The 18,052-nt window shown below is 63.2% G+C and carries 12 protein-coding genes; 6 read left to right on the top strand and 6 right to left on the bottom strand.

What is annotated here, in order from left to right; all coding sequences use genetic code 11:
• Positions 1-69 precede the first annotated feature (69 nt).
• The 4 genes from ACW5W7_RS06465 to ACW5W7_RS06450 all read left to right on the top strand — a co-directional run bounded on the left by ACW5W7_RS06465 (position 70) and on the right by ACW5W7_RS06450 (position 5,352).
• Complete coding sequence (locus ACW5W7_RS06465) at positions 70-2,100, top strand: M13 family metallopeptidase (RefSeq protein WP_456501155.1); 2,031 nt, start codon at positions 70-72, stop codon at positions 2,098-2,100.
• Positions 2,101-2,175: 75 nt separating this feature from the next.
• Positions 2,176-2,613 (top strand): PliI family lysozyme inhibitor of I-type lysozyme, encoded by a 438-nt coding sequence (locus ACW5W7_RS06460; RefSeq protein ID WP_456501154.1) that lies wholly within the window; start codon positions 2,176-2,178, stop codon positions 2,611-2,613.
• A 379-nt stretch (positions 2,614-2,992) separates the two neighbouring features.
• Positions 2,993-4,726: an ABC-F family ATP-binding cassette domain-containing protein gene (locus tag ACW5W7_RS06455; protein WP_456501153.1), complete on the top strand. Its 1,734-nt coding sequence runs from the start codon at positions 2,993-2,995 to the stop codon at positions 4,724-4,726.
• Positions 4,727-4,809: 83 nt separating this feature from the next.
• Positions 4,810-5,352, top strand: a complete 543-nt coding sequence (locus ACW5W7_RS06450) for a GNAT family N-acetyltransferase (RefSeq protein ID WP_456501152.1) — start codon at positions 4,810-4,812, stop codon at positions 5,350-5,352.
• A gap of 45 nt (positions 5,353-5,397) precedes the next feature.
• On the opposite strand, the gene yjeH is transcribed toward ACW5W7_RS06450, so the two are convergent.
• Both yjeH and ACW5W7_RS06440 read right to left on the bottom strand, forming a co-directional pair.
• Positions 5,398-6,675: an L-methionine/branched-chain amino acid transporter gene (gene yjeH / locus ACW5W7_RS06445; RefSeq protein ID WP_456501151.1), complete on the bottom strand. Its 1,278-nt coding sequence runs from the start codon at positions 6,673-6,675 to the stop codon at positions 5,398-5,400.
• A gap of 127 nt (positions 6,676-6,802) precedes the next feature.
• Complete coding sequence (locus ACW5W7_RS06440) at positions 6,803-8,098, bottom strand: HAAAP family serine/threonine permease (protein ID WP_349921380.1); 1,296 nt, start codon at positions 8,096-8,098, stop codon at positions 6,803-6,805.
• Between the two features lie 496 nt (positions 8,099-8,594).
• Between ACW5W7_RS06440 and ACW5W7_RS06435 the strand changes: the two genes are divergently transcribed.
• Together ACW5W7_RS06435 and ACW5W7_RS06430 are read left to right on the top strand one after the other, a co-directional pair.
• On the top strand, positions 8,595-9,500 hold the full coding sequence (locus tag ACW5W7_RS06435) for a LysR family transcriptional regulator (protein WP_349921379.1): 906 nt from the start codon (positions 8,595-8,597) through the stop codon (positions 9,498-9,500).
• A gap of 105 nt (positions 9,501-9,605) precedes the next feature.
• Positions 9,606-11,015, top strand: a complete 1,410-nt coding sequence (locus tag ACW5W7_RS06430; protein WP_456501150.1) for an MATE family efflux transporter — start codon at positions 9,606-9,608, stop codon at positions 11,013-11,015.
• 10 nt (positions 11,016-11,025) lie between these two features.
• Here ACW5W7_RS06430 and pdxY read toward each other — a convergent pair whose 3' ends face one another.
• The 4 genes from pdxY to cadC form a co-directional block, all read right to left on the bottom strand.
• The gene (gene pdxY / locus ACW5W7_RS06425; RefSeq protein WP_456501149.1) at positions 11,026-11,886 is read right to left on the bottom strand and encodes a pyridoxal kinase PdxY; all 861 of its coding nucleotides are present in this window, start codon (positions 11,884-11,886) and stop codon (positions 11,026-11,028) included.
• 69 nt (positions 11,887-11,955) lie between these two features.
• On the bottom strand, positions 11,956-14,088 hold the full coding sequence (locus ACW5W7_RS06420; protein ID WP_456501148.1) for a lysine decarboxylase CadA: 2,133 nt from the start codon (positions 14,086-14,088) through the stop codon (positions 11,956-11,958).
• 76 nt (positions 14,089-14,164) lie between these two features.
• Entirely contained in the window at positions 14,165-15,499 is a 1,335-nt protein-coding gene (gene cadB / locus ACW5W7_RS06415; protein WP_456501147.1) for a cadaverine/lysine antiporter, read from the bottom strand.
• Between the two features lie 815 nt (positions 15,500-16,314).
• Entirely contained in the window at positions 16,315-17,838 is a 1,524-nt protein-coding gene (cadC, locus tag ACW5W7_RS06410; RefSeq protein ID WP_456501146.1) for a lysine decarboxylation/transport transcriptional activator CadC, read from the bottom strand.
• Positions 17,839-18,052 lie beyond the last annotated feature (214 nt).

Raw genomic sequence — 18,052 nt, 5'->3', positions numbered from 1 at the left:
CGGCTGCTAGAGTGAGATTCCTCCCGACTCTGGGCAGGGAAGCTGAATAACCCGAATTGGAATCAAACAATGAACAATAAGAAAAGCATATTGGCCGGCCTCATCGGACTGGCCCTGCTGGCAGGCTGCAGTCAGGCGCCGGACGTCAGCAACAAGCACTCCGGCCTCGCGCTGGCCAACATGGATACCTCTGTCAAACCCGGTGACGACTTCTTCCGCTACGTGAACGGTCACTGGCTCGGCACCGCCAAGATCCCCGACGACAGGCCCGCCGACGGCGCCTTCTACATGCTCCGGGACAAGTCCCTCGCCGATGTGCGGGTGCTGGTGGAAGGGCTGGATGCCAAGGCGACCGCGGGCTCTGAGGCCCAGCAGATCCGCGATCTCTACCACAGCTATCTGGACCAGCAGACCCGAAATGCCAAAGGCACGACGCCCCTGCTGCCCCTGCTTGCCGACATCGACCGGATCGGCGACCAGCAGGCGCTGGCTCGCGCCTTCGCCCAGAGCGGCCGCAGCGGCGGCGGTGCCCCCTTCGGCTTCTGGATAGACGCCGACGCCAAGGCGCCGGACAGCTACGCCGTCTATCTCTACCAGGCCGGCCTCAGCCTGCCGGACCGGGACTACTACCTCAAGACGGATGCCGCGAGCCAGGCGCTGCTCAAAAAATACGAGCAACACATCGCCGGCATGCTCGGCCGCTTCGGCGAGCCGGACGCCGCTGCCAAGGCCAAGCGGGTGCTGGCCCTCGAAACCCGGATAGCCAGGATCCAGTGGGACAACGTAGCCCTGCGGGACAGGGAGAAGAACTACAACAAGGGGCCGGTGAGCGAACTGGGGCGCCTCGCCCCCAGCATCCCTTGGGATGCCTACCTCGGTGAAGCCGGCCTCGCGGGTCAGCAGAGCCTGGTTATCGGCCAGCCAAGCTATCTCAGTGCCCTCGACGGCCTGATGCGCCAGACCCCGCTGGCGGACTGGCAGGCTTACCTCAAGTGGCACCTCATCACCGATTACGCCCCCTACCTCGACAGCCAGACCGATGCCCAGAACTTTGCCTTCTTCGGCACCACCTTAAGCGGGACACCCAAGCAACGCGCCCCCTGGGAGCGGGCCCTCGGGGTACTGGACGATCACCTGGGCGAGGCGGTGGGCAAGCTCTATGTGGAGCACTACTTCCCGCCTGCGGCCAAGGAACGCATGGAGCAGCTGGTGGAGAACCTGCGCACCGCCTACGGCCAGAGCATCGAGGAGCTGGACTGGATGTCGCCAGCCACCAAGGCTCAGGCCAAGGAGAAGCTCGCCAAGTTCAGACCCAAGATAGGCTACCCGGACAAGTGGAAGGACTACAGCGCCATCAGTATCCGTGCCGACGATCTGGTGGGCAACCTGCAGCGGGCCCGCGCCTTCGAATACGCCGACAACCTGGCGCGCCTCGGCAAGCCGGTGGACAGAAACGAGTGGCACATGTCACCCCAGACGGTGAACGCCTACTACAACCCGAGCAACAACGAGATCGTGTTCCCGGCCGCCATACTGCAACCTCCCTTCTTCGACATGCAGGCGGATGATGCGGTGAACTACGGTGCCATCGGCGGCGTCATCGGCCACGAGATGGGCCATGGCTTTGACGATCAGGGGGCGAAATCCGACGGTGACGGCGTGATGCGCGACTGGTGGACCCCCCATGATCTCAAGGAGTTCCGCTTCCGCACCAGCCGACTGGTGGCCCAGTACAACCGCTTCGAACCCATCAAGGGGCAGTACGTCAACGGCCAGTTCACCCTGGGGGAGAACATCGGCGATCTCGGCGGCCTCACCATCGCCCACAAGGCCTATCTGCTCTCCCTGAATGGCAAGGAGGCTCCGGTACTGGACGGCTTCACCGGGGAACAGCGATTCTTCCTCGGCTGGGCCCAGGTGTGGAAGGGCATGTATAGACCCGAGCTGATGCAGATGCTGCTCGCCTCGGATCCCCACTCCCCGCCCGAATATCGGGTCAACGGGGTAGTGCCGAACATTCCCGCCTTCTACGAGGCATTCAACATCCAGCCCGGTGACAAGCTCTATCTGGACCCGGCCAAACGGGTCAAGATCTGGTAATCAGGGCCACGACACGGCAGGGGCTTGTCCCCTGCCACTGACACAACAACACAAGCAGCAACAAGGGTCACATCCATGAAAGCCTTACTCATTACTCTCGGACTGCTCGCCCTGCCCCTGACCAGCCAGGCGGCAGACGGTTTTTTTAAGCAACTGACGCTGCCTGCGGGTCAGGTGCTCATCGTCAGTGAGGGGCGCGGCGAACCCGCCTCCACCGGCAGCTATGACGTGCGCCTCTACTCAGGCGCCAACCCCGAATTCCCCCTGGATCAATTCATCGACGGCAAGGTACTGCCGCGCGATGGCAGCATCAAGGAGCTGAAACTATTGGATCTCAACGGCGACAAGCAGCCCGAGCTCATCGTCATCGTGGAGAGTGCCGGGACAGGCGGCTATATCAGCGCCGATGCCTTCACCATCAACCCGCGACAAGGGCTCGACAGCTTCAACCATGTCAACGAGCTGGCTCCCACCGATGATGTCATCCAGGCCCTCAAGACACCCCGCGACTGATCCCGCATCTCAGTTTTCAGACGCCCCGCACCACGGGGCGTTTTTGTTGTGGCGCCATTTTATTCGCGCAGCATCCCCGTGATGCTGTCACTGCGTCTCCCTCCTCCCGATAGACGGTTATTTTTTCTGCGCTTATAATCGCTCCACCCAGCCATAACGAAACACAAGGAGGTAAAAAATGGTTATCCAAGCGTGTCCGATGTTCTCGGCTCGCCTGTTCGGCACATTCGAGTGCTCTTGCCTGCATTCCATCGCGCTGCGATAGCGGGTTCGAGCAAAGCCGACTCCTTCCTACACGAGACCTTTCTCGACTCTGCCGTTGTCGCCAGCGCTCCTGATGACAGGGATCTTCGATCCCGCGATTTAAGAGAGCAAGAGCATGACAACCCTGATGAGTACCCACTCCCTGCAGATGAGCGCAGGGCACCTGCCGTTATTTGACAACCTCGAACTCAGCATCCGTACCGGTGACAGGCTGGGCCTGATCGGCGCCAACGGTTGCGGCAAGAGCACCCTGCTGGCTCTGCTGGCTGGCGAACGCGTCCCCCAGGCCGGCCGGATCGTGCAGGCCAGCGCCTGCCGCTGTGAGTTCGTGGCGCAGCAGCTACCCGCCGCGCTTTCGACCCTCAGCACCCGCGCCGTGCTGTTTGATGCGCTGGCCAACGATCCCGCCGCCGAATGGCAGGTGGGCAAGATGCTGACCGACCTGCAACTGGATGAACAGGCGGCGCTGCCGGTCAGTGCGCTGAGCGGCGGCCAGCACAGCCGGCTGCAGATAGGCCGGGCCCTGCTGCGCCAGCCCAATCTGCTGCTGCTCGATGAACCCAGCAATCACCTGGATCTCCCCTCTCTGCTCTGGCTGGAGCAGTTTCTGCTGGGCTGGCGCGGCGCCTTCGTGCTCGTCTCCCACGATGGTCGCCTGCTGGATCGGGTCACCGAGCAGACCCTGATCCTGCGCGATGGGGAGCTGCATCGTTTCGCCCTCCCCTGCAGCCAGGCCAGGACGGCGCTGGCCGCCGAGGATGAGCAGGCCCGCCTGCGCCGGGCCGATGAGCAAAAAGAGATCGACCGCCTGAGCGCCAGCAGCAAGCGCCTCGCCATCTGGGGGCGCGAGCATGACAACGAGAAACTGGTGCGCCAGGCCAAGTCCATGGAAAAACGCATCGCCCGCCTGCAGGAAGAGCAGAGCCGGGTGGCCGCGCTGGCCCCCTGGCAACTCGAGCTGCGCGGGCTGAGCCTGCCCGCCGATACTCTGCTGCGGCTGGAGGCGCTCGATGTCTCCCCGGCCCCCGGCTTGGCACCGCTATTGCGGGCCGAGGAGCTCAGACTGCGCGCCGGTGACAGGATCGCCCTGCTCGGCGCCAACGGCACCGGCAAATCTTCCCTGCTGCGCCAGTGCTGGGCCGAGCTCGCCTCTCAGCGCCCGCAGACAGGCTGGTACTGCCATCCCGATGCCAGCATCGCCTACTACGATCAGTCCCTGCAGCAATTGGACGACGTTGCCACCTTAAGCGATGCGATCTACCCGCTGGCCCCGCTGCCCGAGGCGAGCCGCCGCCACGCGCTGATCCGGGCGGGCTTCCCCTATGTCAGGCACGGCCAGAAGGTGGATACCTTAAGCGGGGGTGAGCGGGCGCGGCTGTTGTTTCTCGCCCTGTCGCTCGGCAGCCACCACATGCTCTGGCTTGACGAGCCCACCAACCACCTGGATCTGGCAGGCAAGGAGGATCTGGCCGACGCCATCGCCGCCTTCCCGGGGGGCGTGTTGCTGATCTCTCACGACCGGGAACTCATCGAGCGCAGTTGCAATCGCTTCTGGCTCATCAGTGAGGGGCGGATAGTGGAGGCTCACAGCGCCGAGCGGGCCTATGCCGAACTGCTGGGCAACCAGCCATTGCCAGTGACAACAGGCTCTGGCGCCCTGGAAACCTCAAACAGGCTGGCCGACACGGCAGATGGCGAAGAGGGGCTGCTGGCACGCTGGTATGAACTCGATGCCCTGCTCGCCGCCGATCTGGCCCGCAAACCCAAGCACCAGACCCCGCGTCTGCAACAACAGTGGCGAGCTGAACTGACGCGGCTTGCCGACCTGCTCGGGTTGATCGAGTCATGAGCGCGGTCATCGACAAACAAGCTCGTCCATCCCCGAGCGACCCTACACGAACGGCAAGCCACGGCGGGCCACAAGGAACCACCATGACCACACAGCGCGAGATCAGACTGGATCCCGTCACCGATACCGATCTGCCCCACATTTATCGGGGCCTGTCGGATCCGCGGGTCGTCGCCTACTACGGTGTCAGTTACGACAGCCTGACCGCCTGTCAGGAGCAGATGGAATGGTATGCCGAGCTCACCCGCACGGGGCGCGGTGCCTGGCACCTCATTTGCAGCAAGCACGCGGGGGAACCGCTGGGGGCCATCGGCTACAACGATGCGGACCCGACGCACAAGCGGGCGGAGATCGGCTACTGGCTCTATCCCGAACACTGGGGCAAGGGGATCATGAGCACGGCGCTGGGGCTCTGGCTGCCGATGACCTACCGCACCACCGACCTGCACCGACTGCTGGCGGTGGTTGAGGAGCCCAATCACCCTTCCGCCCGTCTGCTCGAGCGGGCCGGTTTTCACTACGAGGGAACGGCGCGGGAATGCGAATGCACAGGGGATGGCTTCATCTCCCTGCGCCACTACGCCATCTTGCGCAGTGACCTGCCCCCATCCCCGACCGATGACTAGCAAAAAGCCCCGCACTCGCGGGGCTTTTCTTATCCAGAGACGGGTTCATTTGATGGCGCAAGGAGAGCCGCCTACGGCGCGGCGGCGATGACGACGCCACAGAGAGAAGAGGCCATAGATGGCGCTCAGCAGCACCGCATAGAGCACCTCGGAGGCCAGCGCCACCAGCACCAGGGCGCAGAGCAGCACGCTCAGCCCCGCCAGCCCCTTGCCCGTGCCGCCAAGCAGGCGCCAGCCCGCCGCCATGCAGAGCAGGTAGACCAGCACGAAGTTGCCGTTGGCGTAGCGGATCAGGGCATCCAGCGGCAGTTGGAGCCAGAGGATCAGGGTAATGGAGACGAGGCAGATGGCGAGCACCCAGCACAGGGCATTGAGGGGCGCCCCCCGGGCAGACAACCGGGAGAGAGACGCGGGCAGCTTGCCCTCGCGGGCCATGCTCCAGATGAGCCGTGCAAATCCCTGCAGATAGATATTGATGCTGGCAAAGCAGGATAGGTAGCCCAGTATGGCCACCAGCCACTTGGCGGTGGGGCCGAACAACAGCGAGAGCAGGGCCGGGATGGCGGTGGCGTTCTTCGCCTCGTCCCCGTACAGGCCATATTTGAGCACCACCAGGGAGTGGATCCAGTAGATGAGCCCCGCCAGCAGCACGCCGCCAAGCAGCGCGATGGGGTAATCCCGCTGTGGCCGCTTGAACTCCTCCCCCATGTGGGCGAAGGCCTCGAGCCCCACGAAGCACCAGAACATCACCGCCAGCGCCGTGCCCATGGCGGGCCACTCGCGCGCACTCGGCAACGGCTGGGCCGCATCGCGCCAGCTGATCTCCCCCTTGATCCCGATGAGCAGGGTCAGCCCCAAGATGGCCAGGGCAATGAGCAGTTGCAGGTTGCCGGAGGAGCGCGCCCCCCGCAGGCCGAGCAGGAAGACCCCGAGCAGGGTCAACAGCTGGATGGCCCACAGCGTCCACTTGCCGAGTTCAAACAGGGAGTGCCAGAAGCCGGCAGCGATGGTGAGGGCGGCGGGCAGCCCCACCGGCAGCACCGCCAGAAACAGGAAGGCGGAGAAACGCTCGGCCCCATTGCCAAAGGCCAGCCCGATCAGATGGGGGGCACCGCCCGCATGGGGATAGCGGCGCCCGAGGCGAGCGAAGGTGAAGGCGATGGGCAGCACCAGCACGATGAGCAGCACCCAGGCCCAGAGGGACGCCCCTCCAGCCAGGGAGGCGGCGGTCGCCGGCACCACGAAGATCCCCGTTCCGAGCAGCGACGTGGCAAGCAGCCCCATCCCCTGCCAGAGCCCCAACTCTTGTTTGAGCGTTGACATGTTCCCTTGTCCGAATTGAAAAAACGCCCACTATGGTAGGCCTCGCTCACGGCTTTGTTAAGCACTTGTGCCTATAAAAAAGGCCGCCTCAATCGAGGCGGCCTTTTCATGGGGATTAACCCGGTTGTCAGGCAATCAGCTTGTAGATGATGCCGGACATGGCGATGAGGCCGATCAGGGTGACGAAACCGTTGCTGAGGTTGCCGGCGTATTTACGCATGGCGGGCACCTTGGCGATGGCGTACATCGGCATCAGGAACAGCAGCATGGCGATGATGGGGCCGCCCAGGTCTTCGATCATGCCGAGGATGCTCGGGTTGATGGTGGCGATGGCCCAGGTGGTCAGGATCATGAAGACCGCGGTGACCTTGTTCAGTTGCTTGACGTCAACGTTCTTGCCCTTCTCGCGCAGGGACTTGGCCATCAGGCCGTTCATGCCTTCTTGCGCCCCCAGGTAGTGACCCAGGAAGGACTTGCTGATGGCGACCATGGCGATGAGCGGTGCCACGGTGGCGATCACCGGGTTGTCGAAGTGGTTGGCCAGGTAGGAGAGGATGGAGATGTTCTGCTCCTTGGCCGCCGCCAGATCCGCCGGGGAGAGGCTCAGCACGCAGCTGAACACGAAGAACATGACGGTCATGACCATCATGACATGGGCGCCCAGCAGGATGTTGCTGCACTTCTTCTCGGCCCCTTCACCGTAGCGACCTTTGTTGTCCACCGCGAAGGAGGAGATGATCGGCGAGTGGTTGAAGGAGAACACCATCACCGGAATGGCCAGCCACAGGGTCTTGATGAAGTCACCGTTGAAGGCGTCGGACAGGGCCGGCGCTTCGGTGATGATGGCACCGTTCCAGTGGGGAACCAGATAGAGCGCCAGGCCCATCAGGGTGACCACGAAGGGGAACACCAGCACGCTCATCGCCTTGACGATCACCTGGCCGCCGAGGCGCACGATCGCCATCAGGCCCAGGATCAGCACCAGGGAGAGAATGGCACGAGGGGGCGCCGTCATGCCCAGCTGGTGCACCATCAGGCTCTCCACCGTGTTGGTGATGGCCACGGAGTACATCAGCAGGATCGGGTAGATGGCGAAGAAGTAGAGCAGGGTGATGAACTTGCCCGCGGTCTTGCCAAAGTGCTCTTCCACCACCTCGGTGATGTCGCCATCACGGGTGGAGCCGGACAGCACGAAGCGGGTCAGGCCACGGTGGGCGAAGAAGGTGAGCGGCAGGGCCAGGATCAGCATGGCCACCAGCGGCCACAGGCCGCCGACACCGGCGTTGATCGGCAGGAAGAGCACACCGGCACCGATGGCGGTACCGTACAGGCCCAGCATCCAGACCACATCGGCCTTGTTGATGCCACGGGAAGAGGCAGGACGGGTTATGTTGCCTTCTACTGCAATGTTCATGTCAGACATAGGGATATTCCTGTCATCAAGGAAAGGGGATCTCGTTGTTTATTGGCCACCTGGCCGGTTCCGCATCCCTGGAACTGCTGCTGTTCGTCCCTGCATGACTGCTTCACACCGCGGCACCCTGTCATCACCTCCCGTGATAACCGGATTGCAACATCTTGCGGCATGACATGCTGGCGTTGAGTACGGCACCTGCTTCGCATAACAAACTGGAAACAAGCACCTCATCCGATGAGCTGACTCTAAATAAACACCCCTATTAATCACAGCGTTTTTTTGAATTAATCAACCAAAGTTTGATTGTCGTCGCCTTCTGGACGCGCCAGCTCACATTTCGAATGCCAAACTGTCAGTATTTTTTAACAATTCAAATTTGTTTCAATGGATTCCAATACTTAGTGGCCGCAACAACTGCATTACATTCGCCGTTTTGACGGCCGATTGTGCCCGCCGCCCCCTTGGCGTACCCTTGTTGCTCGCCCTTTTTTCACCGAGCCATATGACTATTACCCGCTCCGATCTCGCCGAACTGGCGGTGTTTGCCGCCGTCGCCCGCCATCGCAGTTTCAGCAAGGCCGCCCTCGAACTCGGGGTCTCCGCCTCGGCGATCAGCCACAGTCTGAAGGGATTGGAGCACCGTCTGGGGACCCGGCTGCTCAATCGCAGCACCCGGGCCGTGGTACCGACCGATGCGGGGGAGCGGCTGCTGGGGCAGTTGCTGCCCACGCTGGGCAGGCTGGAGGAGGCACTTTGCGAACTCACCCGCCACAGTGACGAGCCAATCGGCCATCTGAAGATCTGCGGGCCCAAGGCCGCCATCCAGGAGCTGCTCGCCCCCGTGCTCATCGACTATCTGGTGCGCTACCCGCGCATGCGGGTGGAAGTCGTGGAGATGGAGCTGATGCCCCGTCTCATCGAGGATGGCTATGACGCCGCCCTCTTCTATGGGGACCTGCTGCCAAAAGAGATGGTGGCCGTGCCACTGGGAGCCCAGCATCGCTACCTGGTGGTGGGCTCGCCCGCCTATCTGGCGGCCCGCGGCATCCCCCGCCATCCGAGCGAGCTGAGCCAGCACGACTGCATCGGCTATCGCCTCACTCCTCACCACCACTATCGCTGGGCCTTCGCCGCCGATGACAAGTTGCTGGAGATAGAGGTGAGCGGGCCCCTGACCACCAGCACTCCGGCCCTCTATCTGGGGGCGGCCGAGGCGGGGCTTGGGCTGGCCTACTGCCTGGAGGAGGAGGTGAGCGAGGCGCTGGCCGACGGGAGGCTGCAGAGCGTGCTGGACGACTGGAGCCCGAGTTTTGCCGGGTTCAACCTCTTCTATCCCAGTCGGCATCAGCTGGGTAGCGGGCTGCGGGCCCTGATCGACATGTTGAAGGCGTACCACAGGCTGCGCTAATTACTGAATAGAACTCATTAATTCATCAAATAAAAGCCGGATTATCATCAAAATATTATCAATCTAGACTGTCTGCTCGCTTCCCGATCTTTCCCGAGAACAGATATGTCCGCCTACATCAGTCTGCGTCAACGGGCCATGACCCGCCGCTTCTGGGGCTACGCCCTCCCCTCCATCCTCGCCATGCTGGTGTCTGGCGCCTATTACCTGGTGGACGGCATCTTCGTCGGTCACTACGTGGGGGCCGCGGGCCTTGCCGGCATCAACCTGGTCTACCCCGTCATCATGGTGCTCATCGGCCTCGCCGCCATGATCGCCATGGGGGCGGCGACCCTCATCTCCTTCCAGCAGGGGGCCAGGAATCTCGCGCTGGCGCGCCAGGGGCTGGTCAACGCCCTCTGGCTGCTGGCTCTGCTCGGGGTGGTGGCTCCCCTGCTGCTGCACGGCTGGCACACCGACATTCTGCTCATCCTCGGCATTGAGCAGGGCACCGACACCTGGCAGCAGGCCAGCGACTATCTCAGCTGGATCGGCGGCGGCACCCTGCTGCTCGCCGGCAACCTCGCCGTGCCCTACCTGCTTCGCAACGACGGCCGCCCCCGCCTCGCCATGGTGCTGGTGAGCGGCGGCGCCGTGCTCAACATCCTGCTCAACTACATCATGGTCGGCCGACTCGGCCTGGGTCTGACGGGCACCGCCCAGGCGACCCTGATGGCAGAAGGGGTCGTCTGCCTGCTGGGGATAGGCTACTTCTTCACCCCCCATGCCCGCCTGCGCCTCAGCTGGCGCCAACTGCTGCCCAAGGTCCCGGCCATGCCGAGCCTGCTGTTCACCGGCCTGCCGAGCCTCATCGCCCAATTCAACCTGGGGCTCTTGCTGATGCTGCACAACAGCCAGCTGATGGTGCACGGCTCGGTCAAGGATCTGGCGGGCTTCACCGTGGCCGGCTACACCGAGGCGGTGTTCATCGTGGTGCTGCAGGGGCTCGCCTTCGGCATTCAGCCCCTGGTCAGCCAGGCAACGGGGGCCGGTCGTCACCGGGATCTCAAGTTCCTGATGGAGATGGGGCTCAAGATCACGCTCATCTACGGCATGCTGGTCTGGCTGTTGATCCAGCTGCTGCCCCGCCAGGTGGCCATGCTCTATACCGGTGAACAGGATCCCGAGCTGCTGGCCGCCGCCATGGGCAGCCTGACCCTCAACCTCGGCGCCATTCCGCTGGAGGGGATCATCATGTTCGGCATCGTGCTGCTGCAGGCCATGGCCCGTACCCGCCAGGCCCTGTTCATCTCCATCGCCAAGACCCTGGTGCTGTTGCCGCTCATCTTCCTGCTGCCGCTCTGGTGGGGGCGCGACGGCGTGCTGCTGGCCCAGCCCGCGACCGTACTGCTGCTGGCCCCGCCGGTGTGCTGGCTGCTGTGGCGGGAGTGGCAGACCCTGGCGAAGGCCTGCGCCCCCCGCGCACGCCACCGCCCCTCGCCGCAGGCGGCCCTGCTGGCCCGCCGCGCGAGTTGACCCCCCGGGGTCATAACCGGGTGGCGCGGGTGAGAACCTGGGGCTCGGCCAGCGCGGCCTGAGCCGCAACCAGCTGCAATTCGCTGGCCCGCACCCGCCAGGTGCAGCCCAGCACCCCGTCCACACTGGCGTTGGTGCGCTCGAATGCGGTCACGGGATCGCAGCCCGACAGCAGATTCGCCAGCATGGTGGCGCTCAGCAGATCGCCGACGCCGATGGGCTGACGCTCGAAAGGATAGAGGGGACGGGAGAGATGAAAAGCGCCCTGATCGCACACCAGCACCATCTCGAACCGATCGGGATGGACGGCCGCCCGTCCCAGGTGTTTGACCATCACCAGCCTGGGCCCCAGTGCTCTTAGCGCCTCACAGGCGGCCAACACCTCCTCAAGGGTGTTGATGACCCGGCCGGTGAGCCGCTCCAGCTCCAGCAGGTTGGGGGCCAGCATGTCGGCAGCAGCCAGGGCCTGCGTACTGAAGAAGGTCGCGACACCGGGCGCCACCACACACCCCTTGTCCGGATCCCCCATGACGGGGTCACAGAAATAGAGGGCATCGGGGTTGAGGGCCTTGAGCTGCGCCACCGCCGCCAATACCTCCTCCCCCTGCTCGGGGGAGCCGAGATAGCCGCTCAGGATCCCGTCGCACTGGCCCAGCACGCCGATATCGGCGAGGCCCGTCATCAGCTCGCCGATGTGGCCGTCCGGCATCCGCATCCCCTGCCACCCTTCGCGATACTGGGTGTGATTGGAAAATTGCACCGTGTTGACGGGCCATACCTCTATGCCCATTCGCCGCATGGGAAAGACGGCGGCGCTGTTGCCGGCGCAGCCGAACACCACGTGGGACTGGATGGATAACACTCGTTTCATGACTGCGTACTCCTAACCATGGATTGCATGGGAAAAAACGGGCCTGTCGGCCCGTTTCGTCACTCTGGATCAGCGCAGTACCTTGACGGTGTAGCTGCCATCGGCCTGGCGATAGAGCCCGTGTATGTCGGTCTCGAAGCCCGGGTAGTGGGCGCCGATCTCGCACAGCATCTCGAGGAACTCCAGCACCGGCAGGGAATCCTGGGTCACCATCTCCCCCGGCAGCACCAGGGGCACTCCCGGCGGGTAGGGCAGGATCATGTTGGCGCTGATGCGGTCCACCATGTCGCGCAGCGGCACCTCCACCACGTTGCCGGCCAGCTCCTGCTGCCAGGCGAGGTGCGGGGTCATCTTCATCTCCGGCAGCACGTCGAACGCCTTGAACATCAGTTCCGGCAGACGGTACTTGCGGGTCAGCTCGTGAATGCGCTGGGCCAGCTCCTGGATACGCATGCCGTCGTAGAAAGCGGGATCCTCGCGGTAGAGTTCCGGCAGCATGCTCTTGATGGTCAGGTTCAAGTCATAGCTGCGTTTGAACTCGGTCAGGGCGCGCAGCAGCTGCATCGCCTTGGACTGATCGATGCCGATGGAGAAGAGGAAGAGCAGGTTGTAGGGGCCTGTCTTCTCCACCACGATGCCACGCTCGTCCAGGAACTTGGCCACCAGGGAGGCCGGCAGGCCGTTCTCCAGCAACTGGCCATCGCGCCCCATGCCCGGGGTCAGCAGGGTGACCTTGATGGGATCCAGGTACATGTGGTCATCATCGATCTCCTTGAAGCCATGCCAGTCATCCTTGGGATCCAGCTTCCAGCACTCGGCGCCGTCGATGTGATCCGGCTGCCAGACGTCGAAGAACCAGCCCTCGCTCTGCTCCCGCAGTCGCTTGATCTCCTTGCGGAAGGAGATGGCGCGATCGATGGAATCCTTGATCAGCCGCTTGCCGGTGTTGCCCCGCATCATGGCGGCAGAGATCTCGGTGGAGGCCACGATGCCGTACTGGGGCGAGGTGGAGGTGTGCATCATGAAGGCTTCGTTGAAGGTCTCCTCCTCCACCTCCCCCTTGATGTGGATCATCGAGGCCTGGGAGAAGGCCGCCAGCAGCTTGTGGGTGGACTGGGTCTCGTAGACCACCTTGCCCGGGATGGCGTCGCCGCTCATGCCGCACTTGCCCTCATAGATGGGGCTGAAGTTGGTGTAGGGCACCCAGGCGCTGTCAAAGTGGATGTAGGGGGTGTCCAGGGTCTCTTTGATGAAACCCGTGTTGTAGAGCAGGCCGTCGTAGGTGGAGTTGGTCACCACGGCGTAGCGCGGCGCCTGGGCACCCGGGGTGGCGGCCACCTTGGCGGCTATGGTCTCGCGGCTGAACTCGCTCTGCGGGATCCCCCCCAGGATGCCGTAGGCGTTGCGGGTCGGGCGGAAATAGATCGGGGTCACGTCGTTCATCATCATCAGATGGGTGAGGGACTTGTGACAGTTGCGATCCACCAGCACTGTGCTGCCTGCCGGCGCCGAGAACATGCCGACGATCTTGTTGGCGGTAGAGGTGCCGTTGGTGACGATGTAGGAGCGATCGGCGTTGAAGGTGCGGGCGATGTACTCCTCTGCCTCCTTGTGGGGACCGGTGTGATCCAGCAGGGAGCCGAGCTCGGGCATGGAGATGGAGACGTCCGCCTTGAAGGCGTTGGGGCCGTAGAAGTCATAGAAGATACTGCCGGCCGGGCTCATCTGGAAGGCGGTCCCCCCCATGTGACCCGGGGTGCAGAAGGTGTATTTGCCCTCCTCCACGTACTTGAACAGCGCCTTGGTGAAGGGCGGCAGGATGGCGTCCTGATACGCCTCGGTGGCCTGCCCCATCTTGAGGGCGATATCGTCGGCCATGCCGAGGCGGTACTCGAAGAAGTGCACGTTCAGGCGCAGATCGGTCAGGTGGATGTCCAGAGTGGACTGGTCGTTGGCGAAGGCGAAGATCGGCAGCTTCTCGTTGCGATCGTGGATCTCCTTGCACAGGCCCAGGGAATACTTGTCCCAGTCGAAGATGGCGCCGCAGACGCGGGGGTTCTTCTCGATGAGCTTGAGCAGATCGGCCACGTCGACCGGGTAGACGACCTCGAAGCCCTTGTGCTCGAGGGAGGCTTGCAACTGGCGGATCGGCTCTTCTTTGAAGAAGACGCCCAGGTGGTTGAGGATGGCAATGATATTCATCTTGAAACTCCACACATGATGAGGCGCTCTCCATCGGGGATGGCGAGGGGAGAGCGCGGGAATGGAAAAGGGAGAATTAGTGGCTGGTCTGTTCGCTGAGCTGGGCGTCGTGCTGACGCAGACCCTGCTTCTTGGCGTAGAACATCAGGATGATGAGCGAGACCACGAAGGTGGCGGTGAGATTGGAGCCCTTGGCCCCCATCAGCGCCACCAGGCAGAACACGCAGGCGATACCGGAGAAGGTCATGGCCCCCATGCTGCGGGACGTCATGCCCTCGAAGCGGATGAGATTAATGCTGGAGTAGAAGTAGGGCAGCATGGTCAGCAGCACCGCATCCGTGGTCAGCACGTTGAACAGGTCGGCGGCATGGGCGGACTGGGAGGTGAACGCGGTCAGCACCACCATCAGCGCCGTCATCTTGAGGGAGCCCAGGATCAGCCCCTTCTTGGCCACCCCGTTCTTGTCCAGTTCGCCGTAGATCTTCGGGAAGTTGCCGTCGTGGGCGGCGCGCTTGCCCGCCTCCCCCACCAGCATCATCCAGGAACCCAGCGAGGTGAAGCAGGCCAGGGCGGTGAAGGCGGAAACGAAGGGGGCGGACCAGTCACCGAAGATGGCGGAGGAGGCCATGGCGAAGGGCGCGCCGGAGGCGGCTACCTCACCGGCCGGGAACATGCCGCTGATCACCTGGGTGGAGAGGATGTAGATGACACCGGCGATGGCGGTGCCCAGCATGGTGGCCAGCGGCACGGTGCGCTTGGGATCCTTCACCATGCCGGAGGAGACGGCGGCGGATTCGACCCCGACGAAGGACCAGAGGCAGATCAGCACGGCGCTGATGACCGCGTGGACGTCGCTGCCGCTGGTGGTGTTCCAGTTCTGGCGATAGACGTTCACATCGAAGTGATCCCAGCCGAGCAGGGCTGTGCCCACCACCGGCAGCAGGATCAGCACCAGGCCAAGGGTACAGAGCCGACTCACCCAGCTGCCCCCAAGCAAATTGACCAGGGTGAAGACCCAGACTGCGGCTATGGTGGCCACGGCCGCCGGAATGGGGTCATTGAGGATGGGGAAGAAGACGGAGAGGTAGGAGACCCCCGTGATGGCGATGGCCAGGTTGCCTATCCAGTTCGCGTGGTAGTAAAGCACCCCGGTCTGGAAGCCGAACACCGGGGAGATCTCGCCGGCGTAGGCGATGGGCCCCCCTTCCTGCGGGTTCTTGGTGGCGAGGCGGGCGAACACGAAGGCCAGCCCCATGGCCCCCACCAGGCAGATGGCCCAGCTGAACACGGAAATGGAACCTATGGTGGCGAGGGCGGAAGGCAGCAGGGCAATGCCGCTCCCCATCATGTTGCCGGCCACCACACCTGTACAGGCGATGAGACCGATCTTCTTGCTCGTATCTAGGGACATAAGAAGCACTCCGGGTCGATAAAAAGTCGTGTGTCTGACATCCCCCCGAGGCGGGCTGCCAGCGAATGCCCCCAGACTAGGCTTCTCTTTCGTACAAAACATAAGGGCCCGCTCAGGGATAAAACCATGAGTGACGTTTTTTCCCGGGCTCATCAAAAATCGTAAAAATCGTCTAGAAACAGTGAGTTGATGGATGCCTCATCCATCACCTTGATAAAACCCTGATATTCCGCCCCGCCCCTTGATGGCCCTGATGAGGAGGCGGACGCTGCCTTGATATTTTTCCTGACCGCCTTGATGAGCCAAACAGTTCCACTCCGTCTCACTCCGGACCCAGTCACGGCTGGGGCAACGGCGGCGACCCAGCCCCCGGGCCCTCACCAGCCCCGCATCGCTTGGCATGAAACGACACAATCCGTGCACAGAGGGCCATTGAAAGGAACATCCGCAATGGTATATGCGCAAAGTGCAGCGCAAACCACTTTTCATCACGACAAAACCAGAGTTTTTGATTGTCAGAGGTGATGGGGAGCTCGGGTCGGTACCGCCAGTCCCGGTCTCGAAGAAAAAGGGGCGAGCAAGGAGAAGGACTATCCCGGGCGTAGCGAAAGAGGCGAAGGTCCCATGACGGAGGAGCTGGAGAAAGTAGAAGATGGGAGGATTTGGAGGAAGTGGAGGATATGGAGGAAGTAGAGGTAGAAGGTACTTATGGGCCGGATGCGCTTACACAAGGTCGGGACACGGGAGTGCGTAGAGAGCCCCAGCTCAAGACCGCCCGCAGGCGGCCTTGAACGGCAAGGGGTGCATTCACGCCATCAGAACAGCTTGACCTTGCTCTGTCCCAGGGTGTTGAACAGCACGGGGGCCAGGGTCTCCATATGGCTGTAGAAACCCAGACGCTGGCACAGCAGATAGGTCTGCTCGGTTGCCTCCATCAGGAAGGCCTGGCTGTAGGCATCCCCCGCCAGGTCGGGGCTGCCGTCCAGCTCTGCCAGCTTGCCGCGCAAGATGTGATAGAGCACGGTGCGGCCACGGCTGGCGGCCTGGGCCAGCAAGCGGTTCGCCTGCTGCTGCTGGCCTGCCAGTATGGCCTGCAGGGCCAGCGCTTCCCACACCCGGGCGGGCAACACGGCCCCGCCCTGCACCACCTCGGCCAGATGGACGCCAATCTGCTGTTCTCGCTCGCTCTGGGGCTGACCGGACAGCGTCGCCAGCGCCTCCCCCGCCAGATAGCGCTCCGCCAGCAGCAGCGGCTGATCCGGCTGCAATGCCAGGGAGGCATCGAGCAACTCGACACCGCGCCCGAGGGCCGCCTGATCCTGCTTGTTGGTGTAGTAGTGAGCCTCCATCAGCGCCATCAGCGCCCCGTCATCCGTGGGCCAGCCCGCTCCCGGGGAGGCATCCGGCCGCGCCAGCACCCGCAACAGATCCTGACTGCTCGCCTGCAGCACCCCGTGCACATTGTGGCGACTGAGCAGGTACTGGTGGCTGAACAACACCCGGCTGGTGTTGAGATTGCGATACTCCAGATCGAGATAGGTGCCCCCCGGCTGGCGGGAGACCCGCACACTCAGCTCCTTGCCGGGGCGGATCCCCCCCAGCAGGTTGGTGGCACCGTATTGCACCCGCAGCGGGGTGGCAGCCGCCACCTCCCCCATCAGGGCACGGGTGATGCCGTCGGCGAGGCGCACGTTCTCGTTGGTGCCATCCATGCCGGTGTGAAAACGGAACACCAGCAATTCGGGATCCAGCATGGAATGCACCCGGGGGGCGGCGTGCTGGTAGCTGAGCAGGCTGACGACGGTGATAAGCAGAACCACCACGAAGAGATCGAATCCCAGCATCCGGCGGCGGCTGCGGCTGTCTCTGGCATGGGTCGAGATGGCGCGGGTCAGGGGACCGGCGGGGAAAGGGGTCTTGCCCTGCTCATCGGCGGGGGGACTGGAGTCTGCTCCGGTGGGGATGATCTCGGGACAGGCCGTGCCCTCGGGCTCCGCCACCACCACGGAGAGCACCTGCAACGGACGCACCGGCGCCACCAGCTTGTAACCCCGCTTGGGGACGGTGACGATGTAGTCGGCGGCATCGTGGCGACCATCCTTCAGGATCTTGCGCAACTCGAAGATGGACTGGGTCACCACCTGATCGGTCACCACGGCACCGGCCCACACCTCGTTGATTAGGGTGTCGCGGCAGAAGACGGTACCGGCATGGCTCGCCAGAAACCGCAGCAGATTGACCAGCCTGGGCTCGAGGTAGACCTCCCGCTCGGGGCGGCACAGCATGTTGTCGTCGACCCTCAGGGTCCAGTCATGGATTTCAAAAACCGATTCGCTCATGTTTCACTCACTGCAGATGGGGGCTATGCACGATGAGAGTGACGCGACAGGGGTGGCTGACCGGGTACAGGGCATTGAATGGGGCCATCTGGCGATGCCTGAGAGTCAGCAGGTGAGACCTGCCTGCGTCCTAAGAGCATCCTTGCGGGATCCCGGCCTGGGCACGGGAGAGAAACACTTTAAGCAAAACGGGAGCCAGATCCCACTTCTTTCA

The organism is Aeromonas intestinalis (assembly GCF_054052485.1).
This window is presented reverse-complemented; position numbering and strand designations above follow the sequence as displayed.

Bases quoted from the DNA above. Each gene is read 5' to 3' on its own strand.
- ACW5W7_RS06460 (WP_456501154.1), top strand. From the start codon at position 2,176: ATGAAAGCCTTACTCATTACTCTCGGACTGCTCGCCCTGCCCCTGACC.
- ACW5W7_RS06420 (WP_456501148.1), bottom strand. From the start codon at position 14,088: ATGAATATCATTGCCATCCTCAACCACCTGGGCGTCTTCTTCAAAGAA.
- pdxY (WP_456501149.1), bottom strand. From the start codon at position 11,886: ATGAAACGAGTGTTATCCATCCAGTCCCACGTGGTGTTCGGCTGCGCC.
- ACW5W7_RS06465 (WP_456501155.1), top strand. From the start codon at position 70: ATGAACAATAAGAAAAGCATATTGGCCGGCCTCATCGGACTGGCCCTG.
- cadC (WP_456501146.1), bottom strand. From the start codon at position 17,838: ATGAGCGAATCGGTTTTTGAAATCCATGACTGGACCCTGAGGGTCGAC.
- ACW5W7_RS06450 (WP_456501152.1), top strand. From the start codon at position 4,810: ATGACCACACAGCGCGAGATCAGACTGGATCCCGTCACCGATACCGAT.
- ACW5W7_RS06430 (WP_456501150.1), top strand. From the start codon at position 9,606: ATGTCCGCCTACATCAGTCTGCGTCAACGGGCCATGACCCGCCGCTTC.
- cadB (WP_456501147.1), bottom strand. From the start codon at position 15,499: ATGTCCCTAGATACGAGCAAGAAGATCGGTCTCATCGCCTGTACAGGT.
- ACW5W7_RS06435 (WP_349921379.1), top strand. From the start codon at position 8,595: ATGACTATTACCCGCTCCGATCTCGCCGAACTGGCGGTGTTTGCCGCC.
- ACW5W7_RS06440 (WP_349921380.1), bottom strand. From the start codon at position 8,098: ATGTCTGACATGAACATTGCAGTAGAAGGCAACATAACCCGTCCTGCC.
- yjeH (WP_456501151.1), bottom strand. From the start codon at position 6,675: ATGTCAACGCTCAAACAAGAGTTGGGGCTCTGGCAGGGGATGGGGCTG.
- ACW5W7_RS06455 (WP_456501153.1), top strand. From the start codon at position 2,993: ATGACAACCCTGATGAGTACCCACTCCCTGCAGATGAGCGCAGGGCAC.